The organism is Pseudoalteromonas sp. J2K-J599, assembly GCF_059295115.2.
This window is the reverse complement of sequence record NZ_CM200271.1, coordinates 381,960-395,003: the sequence shown is the minus strand read 5'-3', so window position 1 is coordinate 395,003 and position 13,044 is coordinate 381,960. Positions and strand designations below refer to the sequence as shown.

Below are 13,044 nucleotides of genomic sequence, written 5' to 3'. Positions count from 1 at the left end.
TCACCTTGTATATACAACAGGAGCAAAACATGAACAACCGACTCGACACAAGTCGCGTAATACGTGCACCTCATGGCGATAAAATAAGTGCTAAAAGCTGGCAAACAGAAGCTGCTAAGCGCATGCTAATGAATAACTTAGACCCTGAAGTTGCAGAGCATCCTCATGCACTTGTTGTATATGGTGGTATTGGCCGAGCAGCTCGTGATTGGCCAAGTTATGACAAAATTATAGAAACCCTCGATAGGCTCGAAAGCGACGAAACCCTGCTTGTACAATCAGGAAAACCCGTTGGTGTATTTAAAACCCACAGTAATGCTCCTCGCGTGCTTATTGCTAACTCAAATCTTGTTCCACACTGGGCAAATTGGGAGCACTTTAACGAGCTCGATAAAAAAGGCTTGATGATGTACGGGCAAATGACGGCGGGTTCTTGGATCTATATTGGCTCGCAAGGCATAGTACAAGGAACTTACGAAACCTTTGTAGCTATGGCAAAGCAACATTTTGCAGGTAGCGCTAGTGGTAAATGGGTATTAACAGGTGGTCTTGGTGGTATGGGCGGTGCGCAACCACTTGCAGCTACAATGGCTGGGTTTAGTGCACTGGTTGTTGAATGTGATGAAAGCCGTATCGATTTTCGTATAAAAACAGGCTACGTTGATGTAAAAGCAACAAGTCTTGAACACGCACTGCAATTAATAACCGATGCATGTGTTAAAGGTAAAGCCCTCTCAGTGGGTTTACTAGGTAACGCTGCCGATATTTTTAGTACACTGGTTAAAACAGGCATTACCCCTGATGTAGTCACAGATCAAACATCTGCTCACGACCCATTGAATGGTTACTTACCACAAAACTGGACAATGGAGCACGCTGCAAAAATGCGTGAGCAAGATCCAAAAGCCGTAGTAAAAGCCGCTAAACAATCAATGGCAGTCCAAGTTAAAGCTATGCTGGCACTACAAAAAGCCGGTGCCGCCACTACTGATTACGGTAATAATATTCGTCAAATGGCGTTTGATGAGGGTGTTACCAACGCGTTTGATTTTCCTGGATTTGTGCCTGCCTATATTCGCCCTTTATTTTGTGAAGGTATTGGACCATTTAGATGGGTAGCATTATCAGGCGACCCTGAAGATATATATAAAACCGACGCTAAAGTAAAAGAGCTTATTCCTGATGATGCACATTTGCATAATTGGCTTGATATGGCGCGGGAACGCATACAATTTCAAGGGCTACCTGCACGTATTTGCTGGGTTGGCCTAAAAGATAGAGCACGCCTTGCACTGGCCTTTAATGAAATGGTTAAAAATGGCGAACTTAAAGCCCCTATAGTTATTGGTCGCGATCACCTCGATTCTGGTTCAGTTGCCAGCCCTAACCGCGAAACAGAGAGCATGAAAGATGGCTCAGATGCAGTATCAGATTGGCCATTACTCAACGCACTGCTTAATACCGCTAGTGGCGCTACTTGGGTGTCGCTTCATCATGGTGGCGGTGTAGGCATGGGATTTAGTCAGCACTCTGGTGTAGTTATTGTTGCCGATGGTACTGATGAAGCTAAAGAGCGTATTGCTCGCGTACTGTGGAACGACCCTGCAACAGGTGTAATGCGCCATGCTGATGCCGGATACGACATAGCAAAAAACTGCGCTAAAGAACAAAATTTAGACCTACCTATGTTAAACGAGGAATGATCATGTTCGAACTTACTCTCACACCCGGATCACTTGATTTAAACACACTAAGAAAAATTAATAATTCACCGGTAAAATTGAGCCTTGCAAAGCATGCCGAGTCGCAAATAGCAGCCAGCGCGCAAACCGTTCAAAACGTTATCAATGAACACCGCACTGTATACGGAATTAACACCGGCTTTGGATTATTAGCCAATACCAAAATTGCCGACGACGAACTTGAATTATTACAGCGCTCCATTGTACTTTCACACGCTGCGGGTATTGGCGAATACATGGATGACAGCACAGTAAGGTTAATGATCACCTTAAAAGTAAACTCGCTTTCACGTGGCTATTCGGGCATTCGCCTGCAAGTAATCCAATTTTTTATGCAGCTGCTTAGTAGCGAAGTATATCCATGCGTGCCTAAAAAAGGCTCCGTGGGGGCATCGGGAGATTTAGCTCCTCTTGCGCATATGTGCCTACCTTTATTAGCTGAAGGTCAAATGCGACATAAAGGAGAAATAATTAGCGCAGCACAAGGGTTAAAAATAGCGGGACTTGAACCCCTTACCCTTGCAGCTAAAGAAGGCTTAGCATTATTAAATGGCACACAAGCGTCGACTGCGTTTGCACTACAAGGCCTATTTAGAAGCGAGAACCTATATGCACAAAGCTGCGTTATCGGCTCGATAAGTATAGAAGCTGCAATGGGCAGTCGCGCGCCATTTGATGCACGTATTCATGAAATTCGCGGTCAGCGCGGACAAATAGACACCGCTCAAGTATTTAGAGAGCTACTCGATACGCACTCTCAAATTAGTGATTCCCACGTCAATTGTGAAAAAGTACAAGATCCATACTGCCTTCGCTGCCAACCTCAAGTGCTAGGTGCTTGCCTAACTCAGATACGCCAAGCTGCAGAAGTGTTGCTATGCGAGTCGAACGGTGTAACCGACAATCCGCTAGTTTTTGCCGATGTAGGCGACATAATATCGGGAGGTAACTTTCATGCAGAGCCCGTTGCAATGGCCGCCGATAACTTAGCTATCGCAATTGCCGAAATTGGCGCATTAGCAGAAAGGCGAATTGCATTACTTATCGATTCAAACCTATCCAAATTACCGCCATTTTTAGTTGAAAACGGCGGTGTAAATTCAGGATTTATGATTGCCCAAGTTACCGCAGCAGCGCTTGCGTCAGAAAACAAATCATTAGCGCATCCGGCTTCGGTCGATAGCTTGCCTACATCTGCAAATCAAGAAGATCATGTTTCTATGGCAACCTTTGCAGCAAGGCGCTTAGATGAAATGGCCAATAATACCCAAGGTGTTTTGGCAATAGAATGGTTAGCATCGGTTCAAGGGCTAGAATTTAGAAAGCCGCTTGAACCATCAAATAAAGTGCAAAGCGCTAAAGCGTTGTTACGCGAACATGTGAGTTATTATGATAAAGACCGCTACTTTGCTCCCGATATCGAAGCTGCTAATACATTACTAAGTGAAGGTAAGCTATGCGACTTCATAGAGAGCAGTCCCCTGCCTTCAGCATATTAAATACCGTGCTGATAGCTAAACCCTAAGGCTTCAATGGCTGAGCCTAATACTTTGCGCTCAGCCGAATCAGTTCCTGTAAACGTTGGCATTTCACCACCATGTTGCTGACACTTCATCGCGTAATATTCAGCTTTTGTGGGGTGCGCAGGATTAACCACATTATAAATATTTTGCCCTACTTGCCAGTGCTCTATCACCGCAAAAATAGCATTAATTACATCTTGTTGATGCACCATATTTACTACTTGCTCACTTGATGTATTGAGCTCTTTGCCTGCCACAAAACGCCCCGGCTCTCTATTAGGCCCTAGTAATCCAGCTAAACGCAGCACTTTCCCGTCTTGCTCAAGTACTTGCTCTTCAGCTTCATAAAGCTTTATTTGGCGCTCGTTTGTGCATGAAATATCACTACTTTCGCTATATACACCAGGCTCTTGATCGTACACCCCGGTTGATGAGCACAATAAAAAGCCCTTTGCGTTTAGCTCCTTTGAAAGCTTAAGCGCTGCGGTGAGTGTTTCAGGATAATTACTTTCACTGTGCCTGCTACGTGGTGGAATAGCACATACCCAATAAGCATCTTGTAAATCAACTTGATGCCTCAATTGTCCATCTTCAAGTGTAAACTGACGCTCAAAGTCAAACTCGTGTATATCTGTTCTATGCGTTCCTTGTACTTGCCAGTCAGCTTTTTGCGCACTTACGCATAAAGCATGTCCTAACCAGCCTGCACCTAATACTACTAATTTATTACTTTTATTTGTCATTTTTGTATAAGCCTTTATTTTAAACGCATAATTAGTTCTTTCTATCTAACTTTATAGAGATTTTAAGTAAGATATGATTAGATATAATTTCATAAATAATAAAAATATGCGCACTCATGCTAAATAATTTATCGTTACGGAAGAAAATATTATTATTGATTGGTGGAACAATTACCGTTTTACTGATTATCGCCTCAACATTTTTTGTTAGACACATTGCCAATCTCTCTAGAGAAAACATAGAAAACGAAGCACAAAGTTATCTACAGACCGAGCAACTTTCAATGCAAAGTTACTTCGCGATGTACGGTAAAATGGTATCAACCTTTGTTAATAACCCACATTTAATCAACTTTTTTGAAAATTGGGATACACGCGATCAAGCACTCGAAAGTGCACCTGGCTACAACGAAGTAAACCAAGACTTTGTGCGTTTAAGCTCAAATGACGAAAACATTTTATCGGCCTTTTTTGCCTCAGCAACCACCGGTGAATACTTTAAAGAAAACGAGCGTACAAGTCACTACAACGGCCAGCCTTATTACGCTTACAAGCGTGGGTGGTGGCAAGAAGCCATGCAAGTTAACAAGCTTTACGTAGGTCCAATCTCTGTTGATTTAACCACAGGCGTAGCATCCGCAGTAGTACAACAACCTGTTTATAACGCTCAGCTAAAACTCATCGGTATGGGCGGTGTTGATTTACAATTAAACAAAATTAACGACATGGTCGAAAATATTCGCTTTAACGGCCAAGGTTATGGATTTTTACTCGATGGTAATCAAAAAGTAGTACATTTTTCAAAGGCCACTGGGCATAAACTTTCAATTACAGATGAAGGTGCAAACGGTAAAGAAGGGCTCGATGCGCTTGAGCAACAATTTACAAATACAGCAGGCTTTAAAGAGTTAAATACACAAATGCGAAATAACCTTGAAGGCAGCCAAATGGTTGCTTTTAAAGGTGAGCAGTTTTATGTGGTTTACCATCGTTTGCAGCTAGAGCAGCCTTATATAGATTGGTATGTAGGTCTACTTATCCCAACTACTATGATTGAAGAGCCCGTAAATGCTGCAGTAACCGCTACAACAACGGCGGTAATTATTATCTTAATCATTATATTAGCCATGATTTTATGGGCTACCCACATGATTTCAAAACCCATTACAACGCTTACGCACATTATGCGTGATATAGCATCGGGCGAAGGCGATCTTACTCAAAAAATTGATATTAATAGTCAAGATGAAGTGGGACAGCTGGCCAACCACATGAACACTTTTATTGATAAGTTGCACGCCATGATGCTTGATACCGCAGCGCAAGCAGAACAACTAAGTAATGCAGCGGCCCAGTTAAGAAGTGTTTCTGAGAAAACAAATTCTGAAATTCAGCAAGAGAAGCAGCAAGTTGATAGCGTGAGCGCAGCGGTAACTGAAATGGCGACTACTGTGCTTGAAATATCACGTAACGCACAACACACAAATAACGCAGCTGAAGAAGTACAAGCAATTACAGCTGAAGGAGCTAGCCGTTCTACACAGGCGCAAACAGTAATGACTGAACTGGCATTACATATTGGCGAAGCATCTAAAGTGGTTGCAGGTCTTGAGCAAGAAAGTAATAACATTGGTGCGTTAGTCGATGTAATTAATTCCATTGCTGATCAAACCAACTTACTTGCACTTAATGCGGCTATAGAGGCTGCTCGTGCCGGTGAACACGGTAGAGGCTTTGCCGTTGTTGCTGATGAAGTACGTTCACTAGCAAGTCGCACACAAGAATCAACAGACGATATTCGAAATATGATTTCGCGCTTGCAGCAAATAGCTCAACAAGCCTCAGTAATGATGCAACAAGGACAAGATCAAACCGAGGGCTCAGTGCTTCAAACTAAAGAAGTGCTTAGCTCACTTCACAATATTGCGCAGTCGGTTACTAAAGTACAAGACCAAAGTCATCAAATAGCCACATCTACCGAGGAGCAAACTGTTGTTGCTGAAGATATTAATACGAGCCTTTCGGCAATTAATAACTTAGTGAACAGTACCGCTGACCATGCGCACACCCTCGCTGACGAAGCTCGTGACTTAAGTGATTTAGCTGCGGCGCTTAACAAAACGGTTAATCAATTTAAATTATAAAACATTCATTTTATAGTTGTGTTTAAGCGTAAAACTTAAGCGCAACTATAACCCTTGTTTTTAATTTATTTACCACCATATCTTTACAGTTCGCTGCTATTTTTACTGTAATTGAGTAATACAAAGTGATTTTTACGAACCAGATCAAATTTTTCGATTTTATACACCGATCTTTTTATTGAGATAGTTTGTTGTTTGGCAGAGTCTGGTATAGTAGCGCACGTAATAAACAGTGCTTTTTGAACGGTTTAATACAAAATTGCTAATTAATATGTTCTAAGTGTTATTTAAAAGCACATATTAATTACCAATTGTTAAAAATGGGTTAGCCGATACTCGGCTGACAAAGAATACATTGTAACGGTTTTATCATGATATCTAATTTATTTACCAAGCTTTTTGGTAGTCGCAATGACCGCACTATTAAAAACTTAAGAAAGACGGTCGCGCTAATCAATGCGCTAGAAACGCAACTTGAAGCGCTTTCTGATGAAGATTTAAGAGCTAAAACAGCTGAGTTTAGAGAACGTTACGATAACGGACAAAGCCTTGACGACATTCTACCAGAGGCTTTTGCTGTGGTACGTGAAGCGTCAAAGCGTGTAAATGGCATGCGTCATTTCGACGTGCAGTTATTAGGTGGTATGGTTTTACATCAAGGTCGCATTGCAGAAATGCGTACCGGTGAAGGTAAAACACTTACAGCTACTCTACCAGCTTATCTAAACGGCTTAACAGGCAAAGGTGTTCACGTAATTACCGTGAATGACTACCTTGCTAAACGTGATGCTGAAACCAACCGTGCGTTATTTGAATTTTTAGGCCTTACAGTAGGCTGTAACGTACCAGGTATGATGCCGCAGCAAAAGAAGCTCGCTTATACTGCCGACATTACATACGGTACTAATAACGAATTTGGTTTTGACTACCTTCGTGACAACATGGCTTTTAGCATTGATGAACGAGTTCAACGTCCATTATTTTATGCTGTAGTCGATGAAGTGGATTCAATCTTAATAGATGAAGCACGTACCCCGCTTATTATTTCAGGCCCAGCTGAGGATAGCTCTGAGCTATACACTGAAATAAACACCATCGTTCCTTTACTTGAGCTTCAAGAAAAAGAAGACGAAGAAGGCATTGAAGGTGACGGCGATTACACGATTGATGAAAAATCTAAGCAAGTTCATTTAACAGAACGTGGTCAAATTAAAGTAGAAGAGCTACTTACTGAGCGCGGCTTAATTGAAGAAGGCGATTCGCTTTATTCAGCAGCAAGCATTACGCTACTAAGCCATGTTTATGCCGCCCTTCGTGCTCATAAGCTATACCAAAAAGATGTTGATTACGTTGTAAAAGAAAACGAAGTAATTATTATCGATGAGCATACTGGTCGTTCAATGGAAGGTCGTCGTTGGTCAGAAGGTTTACACCAAGCTGTTGAAGCAAAAGAAGGTGTAAAAATTCAAAACGAGAACCAAACACTTGCCTCTATTACGTTCCAAAACTACTTCCGTTTATACGAAACGTTAGCAGGTATGACAGGTACAGCCGATACTGAAGCATTTGAATTTCAGTCTATTTATGGCCTAGATACTGTTGTTATGCCAACTAATAAGCCGATGATTCGTGATGATCGCGCCGATTTAGTTTACCTAACGCAAGAAGAAAAATACGAAGCTATTTTAATTGATATTAAAGACTGCCAAGACCGTGGACAACCGGTGCTTGTTGGTACTATTTCAATTGAAAGTTCTGAGTATTTATCGCAGTTTTTACGCAAAGAAAAAATTAAGCACAACGTACTTAATGCTAAATTTCATGCGCAAGAAGCTGACATCGTTTCAGATGCTGGCCTACCAGGGACAGTAACAATTGCAACAAACATGGCCGGTCGTGGTACCGATATCGTGCTTGGTGGTAACTGGAACAGTGAAGTTGAAAAACTTGAAAACCCAACTGATGAGCAAATTGCTGAAATTAAAGCAGCTTGGAAAATTCGCCATGATGCAGTAATTGATGCCGGCGGTTTACATATCATAGGTACTGAACGTCACGAATCTCGTCGTATAGATAACCAATTACGTGGTCGCTCTGGTCGTCAAGGTGATGCTGGTTCAAGCCGTTTTTACTTATCGATGGACGATGCGTTAATGCGTATATTTGCCGGTGAGCGCATGACTAACATGATGCGTAAACTCGGTATGCAACGCGGTGAAGCAATTGAACATCCATGGGTAAACCGTGCGATTGAAAATGCACAGCGTAAAGTAGAAGCACGTAACTTTGATGTACGTAAGCAACTACTTGAGTACGATGATGTAGCAAACGATCAACGTCGTGTTGTTTACTCTCAGCGTAACGAACTACTTGAAGAAGGCGATATTTCAGAAACTATTACTGCAATTCGTGGTGACGTACTTAGCAATACAATTGATCAGTACATTGCACCGCAAAGCCTTGCTGAAATGTGGGATATTCCTGGCCTTGAAGATCGTTTAAAACAAGACTTCTTAATTGAGTTACCGATTACTCAGTGGTTAGCAGATGACAATAAACTATACGAAGAAAAACTTCGTGAGCGTATTGAGCAGGCGGTTGAGCAGTCATACAAGCAAAAAGAAGAGCAAGTTGGCGATTCTGTTTTACGTCAATTCGAAAAAGCGATTATGCTACAGAGCCTTGATCAGCATTGGAAAGATCATCTTGCTGCAATGGATCATTTACGCCAAGGTATTCATTTACGTGGTTACGCGCAAAAGAATCCTAAGCAAGAGTACAAGCGTGAATCGTTTGAGCTGTTCTCCGAAATGCTTGAAAACTTGAAAGTAGATGTTGTAAGCATTCTAAGTAAAGTACAAGTACGCGCAGAAGAAGATGTTGAAAAAGTAGAAGAGCAACACCGTAAAAGTGAAAATGCTCCTCGCGAATACCAACATGAAGAAGCTGAGCACGTAGGTGGCGAAGCGCCAGAAACAGCGACAGTAATGGCTCGTACAGAACCAAAAGTTGGTCGTAATGACCCTTGCCCTTGTAAATCAGGTCAAAAATTCAAACAGTGTTGCGGTAAATTAAAATAACCCAATATTGTCAGTAGCTTATTAAAAAGCGGCGCTAGCGTCGCTTTTTTTTATGGAGTTTTAAAGTAATGACTATAGAAATTGTACATGTAGCTGTTGGTGTTATTAAGAAAAATAACGCTATATTCATTTGTAAACGTGCAGATGAACAACATCAAGGCGGTTTATGGGAATTTCCTGGTGGTAAAGTCGAAGCTGGAGAAAGTGTGTTTGTTGCACTTAAACGCGAGCTTATTGAAGAAGTTGGACTAACCATTCACAGCTCTAGCCAATTGATGGTGATTGAACATGACTACGGCGATAAATGCGTTAAATTAGATGTACACGTAGTAAGTAACTTTAGCGGTGAGGCACATGGCGCTGAAGGGCAACCTAGCGAATGGGTAGCAATTAGTGAATTAGAAAATTATGATTTTCCTGAAGCGAATGCTGAAATTATCGAAAAAATAGTTGCCCGATACGCATAAAAAAAGGGCATAAGTGAGCACAATGAATATCTCAATACAAAATAAGCTAAGCGAACTGTTAGCACTGCCCCCTGAGTTAACTCAAGTTAGTGCGATTGGTAGCGGTCATATAAATAGTACATGGCTACTTACAAGTATTGATAAACAGTTTATTGTGCAAAAACTAAATACTGAGGTATTTAAAAACCCTGCTCAGTTAGTGAGTAATGCAAAACTAATTGAGCAGCATTTAAATGCTAAACAACTGCAAAATAATTACCCGCTTGAAATAATCAAACATATAGCTACACAAAACGACGAACACTTAATAGAAATTGATAATGCGTATTATCGCGTCCTTAACTATATTAGTGATAGCTACAGCGAAGACGTTGTTAAAAATACCCAGCAGAGCGAGCAAGCGGCTTACGCCTTTGGCGTATTTGCTCATGCATTACAAGATTTTGATGCGCAACAGCTGCACACTGTAATCCCTGATTTTCATAACTTAGCGATGCGCTTTGAGCAATTAAATACCGCAATCACAAATAACTCTGTAAATAGAGTAAAGCACTGCGCTGACGAAATAGAGTATTGCTTAACGCAGCAGCATTTAATTACTGAGCTTAGTCAGGTAGCTAAACACATACCGCTTAGAGTGTGTCATAACGATACAAAAATAAATAATATGCTGTTTTGTAATACAACTCACAATGCAAAAGCAGTTATTGATTTAGACACCTGCATGGCAGGATTTTGGCTTTATGACTTTGGTGACATGGTACGTACATTTTGCTCCCCCGAAGCCGAGGATTCAACAAATTTACACAACGTTGTTATTCGAAAAGATATATTTTCAGCCATTGTTAAAGGCTATGTAACGCCATTAAAAAGCAGCATGAGTATACTAGAGCAAGAAAGCTTATTATTAGGCGCTAAAATAATGCCGCTTATGTTGAGTGTGCGTTTTTTAACTGATTACTTAAATAACGATGTGTACTTTAAAGTATCTCATGCAGAGCATAATTTAGAGCGAGCACAAAACCAACTCGCGCTTTATAAAAACATACTGAGTAACGAAGAATGGATACACGCGTGCTTAGTCGATGAAAAAATTCAAGATACAAAAAAACCAGTAAGCTAAAAACTTACTGGTTTTTGTTATTTATAGTAATGCAATTACCAGATTTTTACGCGATCTTCTGGTTTGATATACATTTTATCACCTTCTTTTACGTCAAACGCTTCGTAAAACTCAGGCATGTTCGACAAGATACCGATTACACGGTAGTGGCTTGGTGAATGAGGGTCTGTTAATAAACGATTACGTAACTCTTCATCGCGGTAGTTACGACGCCAGATTTGTGACCAACCCATAAAGAAACGTTGATCGCCTGTGTAACCATCTATCACGGGTGCTTTTTTATCACCTAAAGATAGCATATACGCTTTATGCGCAACGGTTAAACCACCTAAGTCACCAATGTTTTCGCCAAGCGTTAGCTCACCATTAACACTTGCATCTTCAAACGGTTTATATTCGTTATACTGTGCAACTAAAGCCGCTGTACGCTCTTCAAATTGCTTAAGGTCAGTCTCACTCCACCAGTTACGTAAGTTACCGTCACCGTCGTATTTAGCACCTTGGTCGTCAAAACCGTGACCCAGCTCATGCCCAATTACCGCGCCAATTGCGCCGTAGTTTACAGCATCATCCGCTTCTAAATTAAAGAATGGTGGTTGTAATATAGCGGCTGGAAATACAATTTCATTGTTTACTGGGTTGTAATACGCATTTACTGTTTGCGGAGTCATGTGCCATTCAGAGCGATCAACTGGTTTACCCAATTTAGCAATCATGTCTGCGTATGCCCATTCGCTATAACGGATGTAATTACCTACTAGCTCGTCTGAGTTAATCTCTAGCTCTGAGTAATCTTTCCACGTGTCTGGGTAACCAATCTTAGGCGTAAATTTGTCTAATTTTTCTTTCGCTGCAAGCTTTGTTTCAGGGCTCATCCACTCAAGATTTTCGATAGCAACGCCATAACCTTTAATTACGTTATCAACTAACTCTTCCATGCGTGCTTTCGCTTCTGGCGGGAAGTTATCTTTAACGTATACCTTACCTAAAATCTCACCAAGTACACTGTTAGATGCATCAACCGCTTGCTTCCAAAGAGGTGCTTGTTCCTCTACGCCACGAAGTGTTGTGCTGTAAAAGTCAAAGTTAAGGTTAACTAAATCTTCGCTAAGTAGCTCTGCATAACCACTTACAAAATGAAATTTTAAGTAGTTTTTCCACGTCGCTAAATCAGTATCTTTGTAAATAGTAGCAAGTGCTTCTAAGTAGCTTGGTTGACGTACAATAATATCACTTGCACTCACACCTGCATCTTTAAAGAATGCAGCTAAATCAAGCTCCCCCATCAACTTGCTTGCGTCTGCTACTGTCATCTTGTTATAAGATTTAGTTGCATCACGGCTTTGCACACGGCTCCACTGAGCATCAGCTAGTGTTTTTTCAAATGCAAGTACGCTCTTGGCAGCTTCTGCTGCATTTTTAACGCCCGATTTTGCTAAAACATCTGTGATGTATTGCTCGTAAGAAGCACGAATTTTAGTGAATTTTTCGTCATCATTTAAGTAATAATCACGATCTGGTAAACCAAGACCCGACTGAGATAAATACAATGCATACTCGCTCGAGTTTTTAGCATCGTTATTTACAAACCAACCAAACGGTAAAGTGCCGCCTTGTTTTTGAATTTTAGCCATTAAACCCACTAAGTCAGCTTTAGATTTAACGCTATCAATCGTATCTAATGACGGTTGTAATGGCGTAATACCTAGCTCATTACGCGCAGATTGATTCATGTAGCTTTTATAAAATGCGCCAATTTTATACTCATCACTGCCTTTTTTAGCGGCCTTATTCGCGGCTGCGTTTTCAAGGGCAATTTTCATCGCTTTTTGTGACTCATCATATAGCTGCGAAAAAGAACCGTAGTTAGACTTATCACCTGGTATTTCAGTTTTTGCTAACCACTGTCCATTTACATGATAATAAAAATCGTCTTGTGCGCGCACTGAACTATCCATATTCGCTAGTTCAATACCAAGCTCTAGTGGTTTTTCAGCGGGTGCTGTTACTACAGGAGTATCGGTTACTTTAGCTTCTTGTTGTTTTTCACCACAACCTACTAGACCAAGTGCAAGCGCTATGCTCGCAGCGGCCATTGTTACTTTGTTCATAATGATTCCGTTTGTTAGTTAGAATTAAATCATACCAATCTGCTTATGTATGGGGTCTATTTAACGTTAAGAAAATTACGCTAGAACTAGGCAAAAGTTTTTGTATCTAGT

Annotated in this window: 8 protein-coding genes; 6 read left to right on the top strand and 2 right to left on the bottom strand. The window is 41.0% G+C overall.

Annotated elements, in window-relative coordinates; translation table 11 throughout:
- Positions 1 to 29: 29 nt before the first annotated feature.
- Together hutU and hutH are read left to right on the top strand one after the other, a co-directional pair.
- The gene (gene hutU / locus AC5NT5_RS01750; protein ID WP_182754022.1) at positions 30 to 1,703 is read left to right on the top strand and encodes a urocanate hydratase; all 1,674 of its coding nucleotides are present in this window, start codon (positions 30 to 32) and stop codon (positions 1,701 to 1,703) included.
- Positions 1,704 to 1,705: 2 nt separating this feature from the next.
- The gene (hutH, locus tag AC5NT5_RS01745) at positions 1,706 to 3,241 is read left to right on the top strand and encodes a histidine ammonia-lyase (protein ID WP_494513253.1); all 1,536 of its coding nucleotides are present in this window, start codon (positions 1,706 to 1,708) and stop codon (positions 3,239 to 3,241) included.
- On the opposite strand, the gene AC5NT5_RS01740 is transcribed toward hutH, so the two are convergent.
- Positions 3,238 to 4,008, bottom strand: coding sequence for a Rossmann-fold NAD(P)-binding domain-containing protein (locus tag AC5NT5_RS01740; protein ID WP_494513252.1), 771 nt, complete (start codon positions 4,006 to 4,008; stop codon positions 3,238 to 3,240). The genes hutH and AC5NT5_RS01740 overlap by 4 nt on opposite strands.
- Positions 4,009 to 4,124: 116 nt before the next feature.
- On the opposite strand from AC5NT5_RS01740, the gene AC5NT5_RS01735 reads away from it, so the two are divergent.
- The 4 genes from AC5NT5_RS01735 to AC5NT5_RS01720 all read left to right on the top strand — a co-directional run bounded on the left by AC5NT5_RS01735 (position 4,125) and on the right by AC5NT5_RS01720 (position 10,822).
- The gene (locus AC5NT5_RS01735; RefSeq protein WP_494513251.1) at positions 4,125 to 6,152 is read left to right on the top strand and encodes a methyl-accepting chemotaxis protein; all 2,028 of its coding nucleotides are present in this window, start codon (positions 4,125 to 4,127) and stop codon (positions 6,150 to 6,152) included.
- Between the two features lie 371 nt (positions 6,153 to 6,523).
- Positions 6,524 to 9,232: a preprotein translocase subunit SecA gene (secA, locus tag AC5NT5_RS01730; RefSeq protein WP_154903912.1), complete on the top strand. Its 2,709-nt coding sequence runs from the start codon at positions 6,524 to 6,526 to the stop codon at positions 9,230 to 9,232.
- Positions 9,233 to 9,300: 68 nt separating this feature from the next.
- Positions 9,301 to 9,699: an 8-oxo-dGTP diphosphatase MutT gene (gene mutT / locus AC5NT5_RS01725; protein ID WP_007582062.1), complete on the top strand. Its 399-nt coding sequence runs from the start codon at positions 9,301 to 9,303 to the stop codon at positions 9,697 to 9,699.
- 22 nt (positions 9,700 to 9,721) lie between these two features.
- Positions 9,722 to 10,822, top strand: a complete 1,101-nt coding sequence (locus AC5NT5_RS01720) for a phosphotransferase enzyme family protein (RefSeq protein ID WP_154903910.1) — start codon at positions 9,722 to 9,724, stop codon at positions 10,820 to 10,822.
- Positions 10,823 to 10,857: 35 nt separating this feature from the next.
- Here AC5NT5_RS01720 and AC5NT5_RS01715 read toward each other — a convergent pair whose 3' ends face one another.
- Positions 10,858 to 12,933, bottom strand: a complete 2,076-nt coding sequence (locus tag AC5NT5_RS01715) for a M13 family metallopeptidase (RefSeq protein WP_154903909.1) — start codon at positions 12,931 to 12,933, stop codon at positions 10,858 to 10,860.
- Between the last annotated feature and the right edge of the window lie 111 nt (positions 12,934 to 13,044).